This window comes from Paenibacillus mucilaginosus 3016 (genome assembly GCF_000250655.1).
Lineage (GTDB): Bacteria > Bacillota > Bacilli > Paenibacillales > NBRC-103111 > Paenibacillus_G > Paenibacillus_G mucilaginosus.
The window spans coordinates 1,534,051-1,551,313 of sequence record NC_016935.1 but is presented as its reverse complement, the minus strand read 5'-3'; the positions used below and the strand labels follow the sequence as shown (position 1 = coordinate 1,551,313).

The following is a 17,263-nucleotide window of genomic DNA, read 5'->3' as shown; positions in this document are numbered from 1 at the left end:
GCCGAACCGAGATCCCGCAAGGGATCTCGGTTGCTATGTTATTCATCGGTATGCTGTACGGTTACGACTCTCCCCAGGATGGAAGCATAAGGCACGAAGCCAACCGCTGCATCCCGGCTGTCCATACTGTTGCTGCGGTTATCGCCCATCACGAATACGGCCCCTTTCGGCACCACCGCCTCGGCGAAATCACGGACATTATACGGGCTTCCAAGCTCCGCCGCCCGCTTCAGTCCATCTGCGAGATACAGTTCATCCAGTTTGGTCCCGTTGATATACACATCGTCCCCGTCCACCCTCACGCGTTCTCCCCCCAGCGCAATAATCCGCTTGAAGTATATTTTGTCCTCTCCGACTGGAAAAAGCACGAGATCGCCCCTGCGGAACGCGTTCGTCTGATAATATTCGGTATCACAGGTGCAGGAGTCGCATCTATGACCAATTCGACGAGCTGTCCGATGGGCGAACTTTCTAGTCAGCCAAAAGAGAAATAGCCGAACACAGAACCCTCCAGCCCTCTCCGCTCAACGCGAAAATACAATCTTGATCAGCGCCGGCACGGCAATGAAGCGCACATAGGCTTCAGGCTCTCCGGCAAGCCCGGCGCTGACCTTGACGAGATCCGCATCGCTGGAGAAGGCATCCCCGTTGCGCGAAGGAAGGCCGCCGTTGTAGAAGCGGACAAGTTCACGGCCCGAAGCGTCCCGGACTCGGAAAGACGTGCCGAGCAGGTCGTCGCTTCCCACCTCGCCGGCCGGCAGCCCCGCACCGTCGCGAAGCTCCATCCGCGCCTTCCACCAGTCCTGCCGGCAGCTTCCAATGAGGGTGCCGTCCGGCAGGCGGATCTCGATAGGGGAGTTGATCCCTCCCCGCTGTGTGAGATACAGGCGGGGTCCGCCGATGCGGTCCGTCAGGACGAAGCTCTTCGGAAGGAACGGCCTGAGCCGGTCCAGGATCCAATCGGCCGCGAACACCCATCCTCTGCTCGTTTCCCGAAACTCCAGCAGCAGCTCCCCGTCCACCGAGAAATACCGGATGAGGGCGCGAGTTCCCTTTCCTCCCTGACGCATGAGCATCATCTCCCGGTCCCGGTGAAGAAAGGGATCTTCCCCGGAACCGTCCTGCAGCTCTCTATCCCTCTCCCTGCGCTCCTCAGGGAAAAATGCCGCCTTCCGCATAAAGGCAGACGCGGTCCCCAGGATAATCACGGCCGTCAGCACCATACCGGAGACCGTAATGGCCATCCCCGGCCGAGTCGACCAGCCGTACTTCCAATCCAGCATGCCATACACAGCCGCAGCAGCCAAGAGGCCCCATCCAACCCACCGGCTGATCCGGGCATTGTTCTCATGGTGCTTCCTCCACTCCATCGCTCGTCCTCCCTATCCGATTGCTGTCCTGTACGGAACAGTCTGTTACGGCCTGCCGAACTCTTTTTGGGTGATGTCCTTCAGCGCCTTCTCCAGTTCACTCCCCAGCAGGGCCCCGCTGCCAAAGTATTCGCTCCCCGACAGATAAGTCGTACGTACCTCGGAACCGTCCCTAAGGTGAAACTCCAAATTGTATACGTACTCCGCCTTCGGCACACCCCTCTTCAGAATCTCCGGCTCGCCGATCCGCTTCCGCTGCAGATACAGCTCCGTGAGCCGTTCCGTAAGTTCCGAATCGAACCGCCGCTCCTCCATATCCGTATCCTTCCGGATGGTCAGATACTCCACCTTGCCCGCGATGTCGTACTGCTCTCCAAGCGTCTTCGCTTCCCGATTCTCCATTACCTCATAGACTCTGCCCCCGGCCAGGAGACGGAAGGTCTTCGCATATCCCCGGGCCTCGTGTACCGCCGTTCCTTCCGCCAGCATCGTCGCATCTCCATGGGCAGGCGGGTATGCTGAACAGTCGACCTTTCCCGCCATACGCAGCGCGGTCTCTCCCAGCTTCTTCCCGGGCCGGTTCCCCGAACCGCCGCCAAGCAGAAGCACAGGCAGCAGGAAGCTTATCACGGTCATTGGCCGGAGCCCACGCTGCATAACGGCACCTATCCTTCCCGGGCGCTCTTGCCCGTGATCCGTCCGGCTATCCGGCCACTTCTACAGGTATGAACGATCCAACATTGGAAAAGGTTACCTGCAACCAAAAAAAGCCCGGGTGACACACCCGGACTTTGGCTCCTTGCTTGGGTTCCATGCATCGTGCCTCTACTCTTCTGCCGTCATCCCGTCTTCACTGCGAATTCTCGAACCGAGGAACAAGAGCAGGCCGGCCAGCCCGAGGGCGCCGACGAACAGCATCATCCCCCCGAACGGCATCGCTCCGTTCAGCGAAGTGCCGATCAGCGGTCCGGCGGTACCGCGGATGCCGAACAGCATCAGGTGAAGCCCGAAGACGACGGCCTCCCTCCCTCTCGCGAAGCGGAAAACAAAGGCCATACAGCCGATGTCCCAGACCGCATCGCTGATCCCTTGAATCCCGCTCGCCGCCAAGACTGCCGGGAAGGTGCCCACGAGGCCGTACAGGAACGGCACCGTCGTCATCGCCGTCAGACCGCAGGCCATCACCGCCTGCGGCGAGAAGCGGTCGATCGCCCATCCGGCGATGAGGTAGGCGAGCAGCATACAGGCGAAGTACGCCATCCGCAGGTAGCCGATCTGCGCGTTGCTAAGACCGAGCTCGTTCACCTGATAGATCGCGTAGAGGGGACTCGCGAGCATGTTGCCGAAGCCCGCAAGGCTCGTCGCCGCGAGAAAAATCAGCACCGGCCGGTTGCCGCGCAGCAGGCGGAGCTGGCCGAAGAACGAAAGGCGAAGCGCTTCGCCTTTGCCGCCGGCGAAGAATCGCGGGACCTCCCGCACCTGCTGGAAGGCGATCAGCGAGAGCGCCCCTGTCACCGCTGCCACAAGCAAAGGCCCCGAGCTGCCGGAGGCGTCGATCCACAGGCCGGTGACCCAGGCCAGCGGCAGCATCAGCAGGCCCATGATCACGCGTACATTCCCCATCAGGCGTCCCCGCTGGTCGGCCGGATAGAGCCGTGTCATCAGGGCTGCGTAGGCCGGCGCCTGAATCCCCATGAGCAGGTGGAACAGAAAAGCCGTCATCACGAACATAACCGGCGTCGAGTAAAGCGCCGGGATGATCAGCAGCAGCCGGCCGATAAGGTTCGGCAGCAGGAAGAACGGCTTCGGCGAGCGCCCTTCCATCAGCCCCGCCCAGGCGGGCGAAAAGAGCAGTCCCACCGCCGGCGCCGCTGCCAGCAGCCCCACCTCAAAGTCGCTGGCCCCGTGCCTCAGAGCGATCGGAATATAAAATTGGTTGAATACGACGTTAAACAAACTGAATACGGATGCGGCGGCGACATCCCACCGGAAGTTATGCCAGGTATCCCTGCTCATGCGCAGTCCCGAGAAATTAATGATTCTGTCTTCGTCCATTGCCTCTCCATCTCCCATGACCAGGCTTCCTTTTTTCTCCACACTATTATGGATTTTACTACGGGCGGCGGGCTATTCCCATGCCCATTTGCGATGGGTGGGGCCCTGACTCCTCTCCAGCGCTTCTATGCTCCCGGCCGCCCTGGCGGAGCCTCTGCCACAAACCGCTGACCGATACCGTTCCGTTATAATTGTTCTTTCCATTTTATTCCCTGCTCCCCTCCCCCATAATGAGGAACGGAAAGGAAGTGGAGCGGATGCATTACTTTGAACTCGAGCTTCATATGACAGAGAGGCAGCAGATCATCCGGCAGAAAAGCCGCGGCCTGCTGCGCAGATCCATCAGGCAGGTATGGCGCACGACGCACGAATACACGATGACCCTGCTCGCCTGTATGTCGTTGGCAGGATGATTTTTTTGAGAAGAGCCCTGTCCGGGAGACCGTAAAAAGACGCTGACGTGCCAGGGCTTCGGCTCTCGGGAAAAGCAGCCGGCAGCTTCGGCAGGGCCGCGGCCTTGGGCTCGACACCGGAAAGGGCGGCGTTCATCTGGGACTTCCGCGAGCCACGTGCCGTTGCTTGGTCGGTCTAACGATCTTCAATGCTGCAGTGCTGTGCCGCCCTCTTGGCTTCACGCCCCGCACTGCAGCTTGAACTCCGTTAGCCGGAGCGCTAGACTGGAGAAGACTGGAATATGGGACATTTTAGGATACCACCACTATATCTGGAGAGGCGGTAGGGAAGATGAAAACACGAACACTGGGCAGAAGCAATCTGGAGGTCTCGTCGCTTGGGCTTGGCTGCATGGGCATGTCCGACTTCTACAGCGGACGGGATGAGGAAGAGTCGATCCGTACGATTCACCGGTCGCTGGAGCTCGGCGTCACCTTCCTCGATACAGCCGATATGTACGGTGTGGGCAGGAATGAGGAGCTCGTAGGCCGGGCGGTCAAAGACCGCCGGGATGCCGTCGTCCTCGCCACGAAGTTCGGCAACGTGCGAAGCGAGGACGGGCAGTTCCTCGGCGTGAACGGCCGGCCGGAGTATGTCCGGTCGGCCTGCGAAGCGAGCCTGCGCCGTCTCGGCGTCGACCACATCGACCTGTACTACCAGCACCGGGTCGATCCGAACACGCCGATCGAAGAGACGGTCGGCGCGATGGCCGAGCTTGTGCGTGAGGGCAAGGTCCGCTATATCGGCCTGTCGGAAGCGGCCCCTGCGACCATCCGCCGGGCTCATGCCGTTCATCCCGTAACCGCTCTCCAGACGGAGTATTCGCTCTGGAGCCGCGACGTCGAGGACGAGATTCTCCCTGTCTGCCGGGAGCTCGGGATCGGCTTCGTGCCGTACAGCCCGCTCGGCCGCGGCTTCCTCACGGGGCAGATCCGCCGCTTCGAGGATCTGGCGGAAGACGACTACCGCCGCTTCTCCCCCCGCTTCCAGGGCGAGAACTTCCAGAAGAACCTCGATCTGGTCGAGCGGATCCGGGAGATCGCTGCGGCCAGGAACGTGCAGCCTTCGCAGCTCGCGCTCGCCTGGCTGCTCGCGCAGGGCGACGACATCGTACCGATCCCGGGCACGAAGCGCACCGTCTATCTGGAGGAGAATGTCGGGGCGCTTGATATCGAGCTGACGCCGGAAGAGCTCGGCCGCATCGACGAAGCCGCCCCGAAGGGCGCCGCGGCGGGCAGCCGGTATCCGGAAGCGAACATGAGCAGCCTGAACCTGTAAGGCTCGGCGGGTAAGCTGTGGTTTGCACACTGTGGCGGGCTGATCCGCCGGCCGGACGTTGGTTCGTGCCGCGGTCAGGGGGGACTTGAGGGAATCCCCCCTGGGCAGTAGGCGGAATGTCCTGCACGGACCGTGGCGGAGAATCGCGAGGCTTCACTAAGGCGATGGGGAATCCCGAGCGGGCTGTGGACGCGGTATCGCGAGCCCACACAGACGAAGGGAGAATTCCGAGCAGGCTTGAAACATTACTCTATTTCGTCTGTGTACCGTGACAGATCTTTCCCAGGCAGGCGGGAGAACTGTCATCCTGGCGAGACCAACCCACGAAGCACCGATTGTGAGGACATTATATGAGATAACGGAACTCAGATGCCTTATCCCGGTATTTCCCGTCATTTCCCAACAAATAGCGGAACTCAGGAGTCACTTTCATAATTCAAAACCCATGCCGTAACTGGCTTTCAGGGCAGAAAAAAAAGGAGTACCTACCCAAGTTATTGAATGTATGGTTACCACACCACACTCAAACGAAGGAGGTACTCTTTTGTATACTATTCGTCAAGAAGAGCTGTTTTCCCTGCAAGAGCTTATGGAAATGGCACCAGAAAATAAATACAGCATCGTTTTCAAAACGCTTGACCTCTTACCTGCACTGCGCGTGCTCAACAAGAGAACGCACAGAGGCCGGCCAGAAGAGCTGAACTATGCGGCCATGGTATACGCTATGCTCATTGGGACCATTGAACGTATTCCGACCACAAAAGATTTGCTGAAGCGCTTGCGGACAAATGAAGAGTTCCGCAGGACTTGCCGTTTTCGCGGATCCGACGCTATTCCTAGTGAAGCTTCATTTTCACGGTTGTATACAAAACTCGCCGACTCCGGTGTGCTGTGGGAGCTGCAGCGCCAAGTCATTTCCCTCGCCGCTGCGGCGGGATTCGTCTCTCCCAGTTTTATTAGCTTTGACTCCACCCATGTAGAGGCAGAGGAACGCCAACCGCGTAAAGAACAGGAAGTGGAATCGAAGGCCGAGTCTAACGAACAACCTGTCCTTGAAATGGAACACTCCCCATCCACCAGCGCTAAGCGTCTGGAAGACCCGCGGAAGAAATATAAAAGGGGTGCGCCTACGAAGGCAGAGGCGGAGCGCCGCCGTTTGGAAAGAGAAGCATGGGAAGCTTCTTTGCCCCTGTTCGAACGTAAACTCGAGGATATGCTCCCTTACACATTTGAGCAGCTCAAACCGCTGATTCCTATACATCCAAGTACGAGCAGTAAAAAAGGCTCCAATGGAAAACTCATGTGGTGGCATGGATACAAACTGCATATTCTCGCAGACAGTAAAGGGCATTACATTTTGAGCGCCCTCTTCAGTTCCGCTCACGTAAATGACGGACGGCTGGCGATTCCGCTGCTAAAGAAGTTTCAAACCGATTTTCCTGACTGGAAGGTCAAACACGCCTTGGCTGATGCTGGATATGATGTTATGGCCGTCTACAAACAAGTAAGGAGCTTGGGAGCCTGGCCTCTAATTGACTATAACGAGCGAGCGAAAAAGCCGCCGGAAGGATTGAATGAGAATTTTCACCCGGTGTGTCAGGAAGGGCACTCTTACGTATATGACAGCTTCGATGCCAAGAACAAAAGCTTAAAATTCACTAGGCCCCAAGAGTGCAAAGCATGCCCGCTAGAAAAAAGCGGCAGGTGTCAAAGGGTCTATAAAATCAAGGTAGAGAAGGATCTCAGACGATTTACCGTACCAGCCAGGGGCAGTAAATCTTACAAAAAAATATACAAGAAACGGACAACGGTTGAGCGAATCTTTGCCTATCTGAAGGGTTACTACGGACTGGGGGCGTCTAGGAAGCGCGGTAAAAGAGCTGAGGTTGACGCCGCCCTGAGTGTTCTTAGCTACACGCTTTGTCAATATGCTGTTGATTGCATGCGCCAAAAACAACAAAAACAGGCAGCCTAAAATTTAGCCACCTGTTTTAAAAATAGCGTTTTAGAAATTCTGCCTTTTCGAAGACAGAGTGAAACAATTATGAAATACCCTCCTCAGATGCCTTATTCGCTCTCCATCGTCTGGATTTCAACCCGTGGAGATCCAATAGCGAATCGTAGTTCCGCTATTTTTCCGAGGAGGCCCTCCGGGCCGGCGATAGCGAATCGTAGTTCCGCTATTTTTCCGAGGAGGCCCTCCGGGCCGGCGATAGCGAACCTGAGTTCCGCTATTCACCGGAGCATCCTGCCGGAGCGGCGTTGTTTCCACGCTCAGCCGTACAAGGTGAAGGTTTCCGGACTGCGGGAGGCCCGTCGAACCCCATGCGGGAGAAGGAGCGCCCTACTGCCGGATCAGAAACTCCGCAGCCCGTTAGAATGCGGGAATATGGCCGGTCGTAACGGGAGCAGGACGCAGAGAAAAGGGCTTGGCATGTCTGCCAAGCCCTCTTTTCGTTAGATGAACCTGAGCAGGAGCAGGAGCAAGCTTTTCATACGCCAGTCCTGCCCAGCCCCCGACCCCCAGCTTGCTCAGCTCTCGCTGTCCGCCGGGAACACGAGGCCGATCTGCTTCCGCGCCTCTTCCATAACCTGCATCGCCGCCAGCGAGCTTCCGTGCGAATTGACTGCAGACTCCGTTGCGCCCGCTTCGAGCAGGGCTGCGAACTCCAACACTTCGTAGTACATCGAAGGATGCTCGGTCGGCTGCGTCAGGTCCTCCACCCGGCCGTCCTTGTACCGGATCTCCACGCGGCCCGGCTCGTTAATGCGGTCGATGACGATCGTCCCCAGCTCCCCCTGAATCTCCGCAGGCAGATAGGAGTTGGCAATCTTGGAATGCATAATGACCGCATCCATGCCCTCGTACTTCAGCAGCAGGCTGCCTTCCCCGTCCACGCCGGACTCCAGCATGAACGCTTCCGCCTGCACCCGCTGCGGCCGGCCGAACAGGACGACCATCGGATAGATGCAGTACACGCCGAGATCCATCAGCGAACCGTTCGAGAACTCCGGCTTGAACGCATTGAGGACCGTTCCCTGCTTATACGCATCATAGCGCGACGAGTATTGTCCATAGCTTGCCGTGTACCGCCGGACCGGCCCGATCTTGTGCAGATGCTCCTGGACCGCACGGAAGCTCGGCATCAGCGTCGACTTCACGGCTTCCATCAGGAGCACGTTATTGCTTTTGGCCGCATCGATCATCTCCCGGACTTCACGCGCATGGGAAGCGAGCGGTTTCTCGCAGAGCACATGCTTCCCGTAGTTCATCAGCTGAACCGCATACTTCGCATGCAGGGAATTCGGGCTCGCGATATACACCGCATCGAACTCCGCACTCTCCCCGAACGTCTCCAGATCCGTATATACATGAGGAATGCCGAACTTGTCCGCAAATTCCCGTCCCTTCTCCTCCGTCCTGGAATACACGGCCGTGAAGGTTACCCTGCCTGTGCGCAGCGCCGCCTCAATGAGCGTTTCCGTAATCCAGTTCGTCCCGATAATGCCGAATCTAATCATATCCATTCCCTCTCTATATGTATGATTTCGTTTCTCTATGACCCGGGTCTGCAGCAGCGGCATGCCCTTTCTGAACAGTATAGCAGAATCCCCCGCTTCTTCCCAAAGCCCTCCCCAACCCAAGCATCCGGCCTCTTTCTTCCGGAGCGGGTTTTTGATAGGATGACAAGGATAGCAGCACATACGAACGAAGAGGTGGATGATGATGCGCACGGAAGATCAGATCCGGAGAAAAGCGAATGAACTGCTCCTGCAGAAAAAATCGGTGGAAGAGCGCCTGGCCGCCGCGGAGGAAGACCGCAAACCCGGCCTGCAGTCCGAGCTGGATCGGCTCGACGATATGATCCTGCTGCTCGAGTGGGTGCTGAACAAACCGGTGGGCAGCTATCACGGGTAAAACGACAGAAGAAGGTCACAGCGTAAGCCGGCCCCTCCCAAAAAGGGGATAGTCTCCTTCTTTCATAGGGCATCGTGTATGAAGAAGAGCTCGGACACAGCCGATTAAAGCCATCTGATGGGCAACCTATTTGCTGCCTTGGATTTCACTTGTCTTATTGGACCGCGGGACACTCCGCCGATATATGCCGGTTGCGGTCGTCGTCGCCGCCTTGTTAAATACGATCGTAGGCCAGATGGCATGGACATACGGGTGGTGGAGGTTCAAGGAGACGCTGTTCGCCTGGGACCGGGTTATCCCGCTGTTCTCCGTCTACGGCTTCTTTCTGGCGGGTACGATATGGATTTTTGTCTTCGCGTACCGCAAGTTCTGAGCATATGTCGCTGATAACCGGTATTGCGCTGATCCTGTACGCTTATCAGAAGTGGCAGGACGGGATTGGCTGCCGGCGAAGGACAAGCAGGCGAAGACCGCCGAACTCGAGCAGCGGCTCGGCATCCGGATTCTGTAGAAGCGAACCAAAGCGAAATCATAGCGAAAATGCGAAAACAAGGGACGCTGCGTCTCTTGTTTTTTGTCGGTTGAGCCCTGATGTGAGGGTTTAAGCAGCTTCCAACAAGCCGGCCGACTTGCGCTCCGAAGGTCTAAGGGAACATTATCATCCCGGACAGCGTCCATAAGAGGAGGCAGTCCGAAGCTGGGCTGCCCCCCCCATTGATGATCGGAGAGATACACAGATGAAAAAGAAACCAAGCTGCGCGGCCCCGCTCCTTCTGCTCCTGCTGGCCGCCTGCTCCTCTATATCCACCCCGGCTGACGTCGGGAACATCGAGTCTCCTGCCAACGGGGCGGGAGGATCCACCGCCTCTGTGCCCACAGCCGTGGGCACCGAAACTGCGGCATCCGGCCCAGCCTATGTCAAGCCGGAGGATTTGAAAGCCGTGCCGCTCGTCTTCGGCCGGATCGAATCTCCGGCTTTGGAGAAAACGGCTGCACCGGAAACGGCCTCTCCCGCCAAAGTATATGAGTGCAGTGCCGCTCCCGGACTGCCTTCCTGCTCGGTGCACCTCTACGAGGAACGGGCAGACAACGGCTACATTGGGGTCCGGGTTTTCCTGAGAGTCCCGGACGGATGGTATGCCGCAGGCGGCTCCATAGCCGGGGATGCAGGCTCGCTCGCGGTCCGGTATCTGCCCCAGGGAAGCGGGCCAGCCGAAGACGGCCCTATGGAGCTTGCTATCGGCGGCGCGCCGGATGACAGCTATGCCGGGCCTGTCCGCACCCTCTTCTACGATGCGGAGAAGGGGGTGTGGCGGATGCAGGACTTTCAAGGCCATGACGTGCAGCGGCTTGATCTCAATCAAGACGGACAAGCCGAGTGGATCAGCCCTTCCGTCGACTGGGTCCCTCCGAGCGTCGGGATTTACCGTTGGGACTCCACCGCCCGGGCATACGAATACACGGTGGTGGAGAACGTTGCGGCCGCCGCTTTCGGGCTGACAATGGAGCAAGTTCCACTGTACGCCTACCTTTTCAAAGAAAGCGGCGAGTGGATCATTGAAACCGGGCCTTCGGACCGGTACGGCTTCTTCCGGCAGGAGGGCGATCAGCTGGTTCCCGCCCGCCTGACGGATGAGCGCAGCCGATTGATGGACCTTCGGCGGACCCAGGGTCACCGGCACTAGGTGGCTGCCAAGCGGCGAAAGCCAGCGCGGGGGCGGCACGGTAAACACGGCTCCGCCCGGCGTTCGCCAAGGTACCGGCACGGCCTTAGCCTAAGCGTCAGCGAGGACACGGCAGCCAGAACACATGGCGGCTCGGGCCTCCCCTATAAGCCGACTTTACCAACCAGTCCGACGTTGTGCCGAGCCATTCGGATTGTCCCGGGCACAACGGCAGCCCTCTCTCCACCGTAAAAAAAGACCCGCATGCCTCCACCGGGAAGCTGCGGGTCCTTCTTTTTCCTTCTATTGCCTTCTCAGCCTGAGCCTGCTGCTGCACCTGCCGGAATCAGCCTACCGTTCCGGCCCATACGTCCTTGGCGTAGCGGTTCTCGCGGGCGAGCCCGTCAAGCCAGTCCGCTGCCTCCTGCCCGCTTACGCCGTGAATCTCGCTGTACGCGCGGCGCAGGGTCGCTTCCACGTCGGGGGCCATCCGGCTGCCGTCGCCGCAGATGTACAGCTTGCCGCCCCGGTCCAGCAGCCCGATCAGCAGCGAGGCGTCGCCTTTCATGAGATCCTGCACGTAGGTTTTCTCCTGCCCATCCACGCGGGAGCATGCCGTATGCAGGACGACCAGCCCGTCCTTCTCCGCCTGCTCGAGCTCCTCGCGGTAGAGGTAATCGTGCTGCGGGTTGCGGCAGCCGAAGTACAGGTGGGCCTCGCCGAGCTCGGCTCCCTGAGCCTTCAGAACGCGGCGGGCCTGCAGGAAGCCGCGGAACGGCGCCACCCCGGTGCCCGGGCCGACCATGATCACCGGCGTCGACGGGTCCTCCGGCAGCTCGAAGCCCGACTCCGGCGAGCGGACGAACACGACCACCGGGTCGCCCGGCTTCCGCTCGGCGAGGTAGTTCGAGGCGATGCCGCGGTATTCACCCCGGCCGCTCCAGGCCGGGCCGCGCACGACGCTGACCGTGATGCTGACGCGGTCTCCCAGCACGCGCGGCGAGCTGGAGATCGAGTAATAGCGCGCCTTCAGCGGCGGCAGCAGCTCGAGGAACCGCTCGAATGGCAGCTCGCAGGCCGGGTATTTCTCGAGCAGCTCCAGCATGGTCACCCGCTTGCGCAGCACCTCGGTCTTGTAGGCGTCCTCCTGCAGCAGCGCCTCAAGCTCCCGCTTATGCGGCGGGCACACCGTGTAGGCGGCCAGCTCGCGCAGCTGGGCCCGGGTCGCCGGCTCCTGCAGCTCCACGCTGCTCCCGAGCAGATCGGACAGCCGCACCGGCCGGTCCAGCGGCAGGTGCGCCGCACTGCGTCCGGTCGCGCTCAGCACGAGGTGATCGCCGCCCTGCAGGCCGAAGCGCTGCAGCACGCGTCCCACAAGGTCCTTCGGTTCAGCGGCAGCACACCGAGGTGGTCGCCTTCGCGGTAGCTCACCTCTTCAGGCAGCACCACCTCGATGTGCCGCGTGCTGCGGTCGCTGCCTTCCCCCTGCAGCTCACGGTTCTCTGCGACCGTCGTCTGCAGCGCATCGTACGATTCGGCCAGCGGCGTGCCGATCAGGCCGCTGACGAACTGCACGGTGAGGGAGCTGCGCTCTTGGCCGGCGTTTTCGTTCAGCGACAGGCCGAACGCCTCCATCACCTGCGGCCACAAGCCGCCGCGCCAGGACTCCAGCTGCTGCTCGAAATCGTCGCTGACATCGCCTTCGCCCAGGCCGGCGAGACGCTTCGCCCCTTTGTCCGCGAGCAGCGCGTCGATCTTCCGCGGCACCTGCTGGTACGTGCTCGCCCAGTTGTGGTCCCCGCAGCCGAAGACGGCGTAGCGGACGCCATCCAGCGAGCCGGGCTCCGCCTGCTCGAGCCACTGTACGAACGCGCGGGCATTGTCCGGCGGGCTGCCGTTGTACGAGGCGGTCACGATGAAGACCGCCCCCTCCTTCGGCAGGCTGCCGACATGCTCATCGAGCGGAGCGGTCTCGCTCGAGAAGCCCTGATAGCGGGCCGCGTCGGCGAGCTCCCGGGCGATGCCTTCGGCCGTCCCGAGATTCGACCCGTAGAGCACAAGCAGCGGCGTGTTGTGCTTCGGCACCGGAGCGGCCTCGGCGGCCTGCTCCCGCTTCTCCTCACGCGGCGCCGCCTCCCGGCCCGGCATCACCACCGCCTGCGGCTCGATGCGCGAACGCACCCGCATCGTGAAGCCCTCCGGCTTCAGCGTCAGCGTTTCTTTGATTTTGAGCTGGTAATTCGTATGGTCGATAATCTCGAAGTGGCGCAGCACCATCCCCAGCACCAGCACCGCTTCGTGCAGCGCGAACTGCTGCCCGATGCAGGCCCGCTGTCCGTTGCCGAACGGCTTGTAGGCATGGGGCGGAATGCTCGACGGGTCCTCGAACCGCTCCGGGATGAAGGACTCGACATCATCGCCCCAGACGGAAGGATCGCGGTGCAGCTTCGGAATGAGGACCGAGACGCTGTCCCCTTTTTGCATCGGGTACCGGCCGCCCAGCATCGTATCTTCCTTGGCCGTCAGCGCGAAGGCAGGGGCCGTAGGCCACAGGCGCAGCGACTCGTTCAGGATCATGCGGATGTACTTCAGCTCACGCACCTGGCTGTAAGTTGGCAGCGGGCTCGTAAGCACCCGGTCGACCTCCTCGTAGGCCTTGGCGAGCTTCTCCGGATTCTTCAGAAGGAAATACAGGGCGAACGTCAGCAGACCGCTTGTCGTCTCATGTCCGGCGATCAGGAACGTGATAATCTGGTACCGGATGTTCTCATCGTCAAGCGCCTCGCCTGTGTGCGGATCGCGCCCGTTCAGCATATGCGCGAGCAGATCCTCGCCTTCCTTCGAACCGTGCTCCTTGCGCTCCGCGATGATTTTGTCCACGAGCCCGAACATCGTCTGGATGTCGTGCTTGTACTGCCGCTTGGAGATCACCATGAGCTTGTCCTGGAGGCCAAGCCGCTGCAACTGGCTCATCGCTTCGTCGAGCGCCCGCACCATCGAAGTGATGAACGGATGCGGCTGATCCCGGTAAAAGCTGTTGAAGCGGTAGTTGAAGCCGCAGAGGCCGATCGTATCGAGCGTAAGGCGCGTCATGTCCTCGCCGACCTCGACGCTCTCGTCCGGATTGAGCCTCGCCCACTTCTGGACGAGCTGAACCGCGAGATCCACCATCATCGCATGGTAGCCCTGCATCGCCCGCTGCGAGAAGCTTGGCAGCAGAATGGCATGGGCCTTCTGCCAGTTAGGCTCATCCGTCTCGGCCGTGAAGAGCCCGTCCCCCGCGAACGCCCTTACTTTCTGAAGCGGCGCCCACACATACTTGTCGAACCGCGACTCGTCACACGCATCAGCCACCAGTTCATGGCTCGAGATGTACACGGACTTGCCTCTGGGCAGGTCCAGCTGGAAGATCGGACCGAACTCGTCCGCTATTTTGACAATGGACTGCACTGGCTCCTTCGTATTCAAATTCGGCAGGTTGCCGAGCGGTCCGAATGTTTTGGGCTGCGGAATTTGACTGGTCTGGGTCATGAATCAATCATTCCTCCTTGATCTGGTCCTTAGCGGACTAACGGGTACGTGCAGATCCTGCGCATCTTTATCCTGTGATTAGGATGAGGGCCGATGGGCCCGGTTCCATGTCCGTTCATGTCCGGAAAATAACAATGCGCGGAATGAACGTTCATTCCGTTGTAGGTGCTAAGGTGCAGCTTCGTTTCATTACATACCATCTGTTTTCAATACAGAAGCTATCCATTGGACAGACGCTATCCATGGGGATGTACGCGAACTGCATCCCAGCAGGCCTGCTCGACGCTGTCGATGAGATCGGGGGTTTCCTGGATCTTACCTGCCCGGATCGCTTTATACAATGCGGCGAAGGCGCCATAGACGATGGCAATCAGCGCATCGGACGGCATGGAACGGATCGTCCCCTGCTCCCGGCCCGCCCGGAAATAAGCCCGGAGAAAATCCATCATCTCCCGGAACAGCTCGTGACTCTCCTCACTTAAATAACGCGCATGCCTGTGTGTCTCGAGCAGATAGAAGGCCCGCTCCTGCTCCTTGGCAAACTCCACCATACGGCAGAATATATGCCGGAACTGCTCCCTCGCGTTCCCCTCTGCCGGATACCCCCGCTGGATTGCCTCTGAGAACTGCCGGACGCAATCCTGGAACAAGGCGTTGCCCAGGGCTTCCTTGTTCGTAAAATAGCGGTATATGGTGCCTGCCCCCACAACGGCCTTATCGGCAATCATGGGTACGGTCGTCGTTTCGAAGCCCTGCTCGGCGAATAATTCAAGGGCTGCGCTCATGATGCTCTCCCGCTTGCCTCCAATAACGTTGATCCTCCCCTTTCGGGCATAATTCGTCCTTATCTGTTTACCCGCCGGCGAACGGATTGAAGCATGCGGCAGGCCGGACTTTTCCTATATTTAGGATAATCCTCTCCCCGGCAAAAATCAATTCCCCGGCATTTTGCCTTTACAGAGCGGAAGCCCCAGCGTTATAATTATTTCCACCACTTGGAACGATACCGTATACATTTACAGTGTGCCCAACTGCATAAGCGGTTACCCGGAGGAGCCTGTCAACCGCAGGCTTCTTTTTGTCTTCTTCAGCGGGCAGTTACTGTTCAAGGGAGGTTTCCGCCATGACCGTCTACGATACGAACCGGGTCTATACCCTCTATCTCAGCCATACCTGGAATGATCGCGGCACCGGCGGGGAACTGCTCCGCATGCTTCAATCCGTCGACAGCTTCCGCTTCCGCCCGGCCTCCCTCGACCGGCAGACCAGCGAAGCTGCCGACGACCGGATCCTCTACGAAGCCATCCGGGGCAAAATCCGGTATGCCGACGTCATCCTCATTCTCTGCGGGGTCTACGCCGAATACAACCGGTGGGTCAACAAGGAGCTGATCCTCGCCAAGAATGAGCTGAACAAACCGGTCATCGGAGTCCAGCCCTTCCCGGCCGAGAAGCCCCCGTTCATCGTGAAGCAGCATGCCGACCGGATCGTCCAGCTTCATCCGCTGGATATCATCAAGGCTGTGATGGAGCTGGGGCAGGGTTAAAGATCAATCCGATACGCCGCAAGATAAACAGCTTCGCCGACCTGCAGGACAATTCGCGTTTATATGAAATATGAGATGACAGAATCGAACCCTTGGGAGATATGAACTCTTATATTTTTCAGAACACTTCAGCTTCGCCTAAAACTTATACTTGCCAATATCTTAAAGTAACCGCCTGAGAGACGGCGGCCGACATCCTGCCGCTTAGCCTTCGCATGGCGGTCCAGTTCGCCAGCCGGCCTACCAGCCGACGCCCAAATGTGTACTCGGCGGGGCGCCTACCGCTCCGGCACTTCCTCCAGGCGGGGCATGCCGGCCTGGGCGCCGAAGCGGGTGACGGATACCGATGCGGCCCGGCAGGCAAAATCGGCGGCCTGCTGCAGGTCCCAGCCGGAAGCCAGGCCGAAGCACAGCGCTGCATTGAAGGCATCGCCTGCTCCGGTCGTATCCACCGTCTCGACGGGCAGGGCCGGCTCGGTGCGCAGGCGCTCTCCCTCATCCAGCCAGGAGCTGCCCAGCCGTCCTCGCGTCAGGATCACCGTATGGCCGTAATCCTGCTGCCAGGCGATCATAACCCGGCGCAGCACCTCTTCCGAGGTATCCTGCTCCCCGCTGAGCAGGGCGAATTCGGTCTCATTCGGCGTCAGGATGTCGGCCAGCGACAATAGCGGAGCCGGCAGCACCTTGGCCGGAGCCGGGTTGAGCACGGTGCGCACGCCGGCCTGGCGGGCGATCTCCAGGGCCCGGTGCACGGTATCCAGCGGCACCTCCAGCTGGACCAGCAGCACGTCGGCCGACTCGATCCGCTCCCTGTGCCGTTCAACGAGCTCCGGCGTGCAATAGGCGTTCGCCCCCGGGACGACGGCGATGCAGTTATCCTCCGCGGTGTGGAAGATCGCTGCGGTTCCCGTAGGCCCCTCGGCCGTATGGACACCGCCGAGGTCGATGCCCTCCTCCTGCAGCCGCTCCAGCATCTCCCGGCCAAAATGATCGCTCCCCACCGCTCCGATCATCGATACCTCCGCGCCGAGACGGGCGCAGCCGACCGCCTGGTTCGCTCCCTTGCCTCCCGGGATATAGTGGATATCCGTACCATGGACGGTCTCCCCCACCTGCGGCATCCGCGGCATGGATACGACCAGATCCATGTTCAAGCTCCCGACTACGGCAATTCGTGGACGTTTCATCTGGCAACCACTCCTCTAATGTAGATTTCACTTTGAACGCTGCCGGCACATTTTTTACAACTCCAGTGTGCAGGTCTTCTTCTCTACTCTATTACTACCCCGAGACCGCCAAATCCTACCGAGACCGTCTACCTATCGCCATTCCCCTTGAGGGCATTTCGTCCAGTTCCATCCCCTTATCTTACGTATGCTCCTCCGTTGGCCTCATCAACCGCTTTCATTCTTTCTGGCAAAAACCGGATTACCAGATTCACAGGCCG

General features: G+C 59.6%; 14 protein-coding genes and 1 pseudogene. 7 read left to right on the top strand and 8 right to left on the bottom strand.

From position 1 onward, the window contains the following. Positions 1-38 precede the first annotated feature (38 nt). The 4 genes from lepB to PM3016_RS06905 form a co-directional block, all read right to left on the bottom strand. A complete protein-coding gene (gene lepB, locus PM3016_RS06920) occupies positions 39-443 on the bottom strand; it encodes a signal peptidase I (protein WP_274380013.1) in 405 nt (134 codons plus the stop codon). Positions 444-524: 81 nt separating this feature from the next. Continuing rightward, positions 525-1,370 carry a hypothetical protein gene (locus tag PM3016_RS06915; protein ID WP_014368900.1) on the bottom strand — a complete coding sequence of 282 codons (846 nt, stop codon included), beginning with the start codon at positions 1,368-1,370 and terminating at the stop codon, positions 525-527. A gap of 45 nt (positions 1,371-1,415) precedes the next feature. Continuing rightward, the gene (locus PM3016_RS06910) at positions 1,416-2,027 is read right to left on the bottom strand and encodes a hypothetical protein (protein WP_014368899.1); all 612 of its coding nucleotides are present in this window, start codon (positions 2,025-2,027) and stop codon (positions 1,416-1,418) included. Between the two features lie 168 nt (positions 2,028-2,195). After that, positions 2,196-3,425, bottom strand: coding sequence for an MFS transporter (locus tag PM3016_RS06905; RefSeq protein WP_238540462.1), 1,230 nt, complete (start codon positions 3,423-3,425; stop codon positions 2,196-2,198). A 257-nt stretch (positions 3,426-3,682) separates the two neighbouring features. Between PM3016_RS06905 and PM3016_RS38470 the strand changes: the two genes are divergently transcribed. From PM3016_RS38470 to PM3016_RS06895, 3 genes are all read left to right on the top strand, one after another. Then, entirely contained in the window at positions 3,683-3,838 is a 156-nt protein-coding gene (locus tag PM3016_RS38470) for a hypothetical protein (RefSeq protein WP_014368897.1), read from the top strand. A gap of 331 nt (positions 3,839-4,169) precedes the next feature. Continuing rightward, positions 4,170-5,156 carry an aldo/keto reductase gene (locus tag PM3016_RS06900; protein WP_014368896.1) on the top strand — a complete coding sequence of 329 codons (987 nt, stop codon included), beginning with the start codon at positions 4,170-4,172 and terminating at the stop codon, positions 5,154-5,156. 544 nt (positions 5,157-5,700) lie between these two features. Continuing rightward, the gene (locus tag PM3016_RS06895; RefSeq protein WP_014368491.1) at positions 5,701-7,131 is read left to right on the top strand and encodes a transposase; all 1,431 of its coding nucleotides are present in this window, start codon (positions 5,701-5,703) and stop codon (positions 7,129-7,131) included. Between the two features lie 557 nt (positions 7,132-7,688). Here the strand turns inward: PM3016_RS06895 and PM3016_RS06890 are convergent. Next, entirely contained in the window at positions 7,689-8,678 is a 990-nt protein-coding gene (locus PM3016_RS06890; protein ID WP_014368895.1) for a Gfo/Idh/MocA family protein, read from the bottom strand. A gap of 205 nt (positions 8,679-8,883) precedes the next feature. Between PM3016_RS06890 and PM3016_RS06885 the strand changes: the two genes are divergently transcribed. From PM3016_RS06885 to PM3016_RS06875, 3 genes are all read left to right on the top strand, one after another. Beyond that, on the top strand, positions 8,884-9,075 hold the full coding sequence (locus PM3016_RS06885) for a hypothetical protein (protein WP_014368894.1): 192 nt from the start codon (positions 8,884-8,886) through the stop codon (positions 9,073-9,075). A 184-nt stretch (positions 9,076-9,259) separates the two neighbouring features. Continuing rightward, complete coding sequence (locus PM3016_RS06880) at positions 9,260-9,448, top strand: hypothetical protein (RefSeq protein WP_014368893.1); 189 nt, start codon at positions 9,260-9,262, stop codon at positions 9,446-9,448. Between the two features lie 364 nt (positions 9,449-9,812). Then, entirely contained in the window at positions 9,813-10,760 is a 948-nt protein-coding gene (locus PM3016_RS06875) for a hypothetical protein (RefSeq protein ID WP_014368892.1), read from the top strand. 325 nt (positions 10,761-11,085) lie between these two features. Here the strand turns inward: PM3016_RS06875 and PM3016_RS06870 are convergent. Next, positions 11,086-14,270 (bottom strand): annotated as a pseudogene (locus tag PM3016_RS06870) (bifunctional cytochrome P450/NADPH--P450 reductase). 236 nt (positions 14,271-14,506) lie between these two features. Beyond that, positions 14,507-15,055: a TetR family transcriptional regulator gene (locus PM3016_RS06865; protein WP_014368891.1), complete on the bottom strand. Its 549-nt coding sequence runs from the start codon at positions 15,053-15,055 to the stop codon at positions 14,507-14,509. 338 nt (positions 15,056-15,393) lie between these two features. Between PM3016_RS06865 and PM3016_RS06860 the strand changes: the two genes are divergently transcribed. Beyond that, positions 15,394-15,816 (top strand): TIR domain-containing protein, encoded by a 423-nt coding sequence (locus PM3016_RS06860; protein ID WP_014368890.1) that lies wholly within the window; start codon positions 15,394-15,396, stop codon positions 15,814-15,816. 278 nt (positions 15,817-16,094) lie between these two features. Here PM3016_RS06860 and rbsK read toward each other — a convergent pair whose 3' ends face one another. After that, a complete protein-coding gene (gene rbsK / locus PM3016_RS06855) occupies positions 16,095-17,003 on the bottom strand; it encodes a ribokinase (RefSeq protein WP_014368889.1) in 909 nt (302 codons plus the stop codon). Positions 17,004-17,263 lie beyond the last annotated feature (260 nt).

What these genes read in the sequence shown, in the direction of transcription:
- PM3016_RS06915 (WP_014368900.1), bottom strand. Translation starts at nt 1,370, where the DNA reads ATGGAGTGGAGGAAGCACCATGAGAACAATGCCCGGATCAGCCGGTGG.
- PM3016_RS06910 (WP_014368899.1), bottom strand. Translation starts at nt 2,027, where the DNA reads ATGCAGCGTGGGCTCCGGCCAATGACCGTGATAAGCTTCCTGCTGCCT.
- PM3016_RS06905 (WP_238540462.1), bottom strand. Translation starts at nt 3,425, where the DNA reads ATGGACGAAGACAGAATCATTAATTTCTCGGGACTGCGCATGAGCAGG.
- PM3016_RS38470 (WP_014368897.1), top strand. Translation starts at nt 3,683, where the DNA reads ATGCATTACTTTGAACTCGAGCTTCATATGACAGAGAGGCAGCAGATC.
- PM3016_RS06900 (WP_014368896.1), top strand. Translation starts at nt 4,170, where the DNA reads ATGAAAACACGAACACTGGGCAGAAGCAATCTGGAGGTCTCGTCGCTT.
- PM3016_RS06890 (WP_014368895.1), bottom strand. Translation starts at nt 8,678, where the DNA reads ATGATTAGATTCGGCATTATCGGGACGAACTGGATTACGGAAACGCTC.
- PM3016_RS06885 (WP_014368894.1), top strand. Translation starts at nt 8,884, where the DNA reads ATGCGCACGGAAGATCAGATCCGGAGAAAAGCGAATGAACTGCTCCTG.
- PM3016_RS06880 (WP_014368893.1), top strand. Translation starts at nt 9,260, where the DNA reads ATGCCGGTTGCGGTCGTCGTCGCCGCCTTGTTAAATACGATCGTAGGC.
- PM3016_RS06875 (WP_014368892.1), top strand. Translation starts at nt 9,813, where the DNA reads ATGAAAAAGAAACCAAGCTGCGCGGCCCCGCTCCTTCTGCTCCTGCTG.
- PM3016_RS06865 (WP_014368891.1), bottom strand. Translation starts at nt 15,055, where the DNA reads ATGAGCGCAGCCCTTGAATTATTCGCCGAGCAGGGCTTCGAAACGACG.
- PM3016_RS06860 (WP_014368890.1), top strand. Translation starts at nt 15,394, where the DNA reads ATGACCGTCTACGATACGAACCGGGTCTATACCCTCTATCTCAGCCAT.
- rbsK (WP_014368889.1), bottom strand. Translation starts at nt 17,003, where the DNA reads ATGAAACGTCCACGAATTGCCGTAGTCGGGAGCTTGAACATGGATCTG.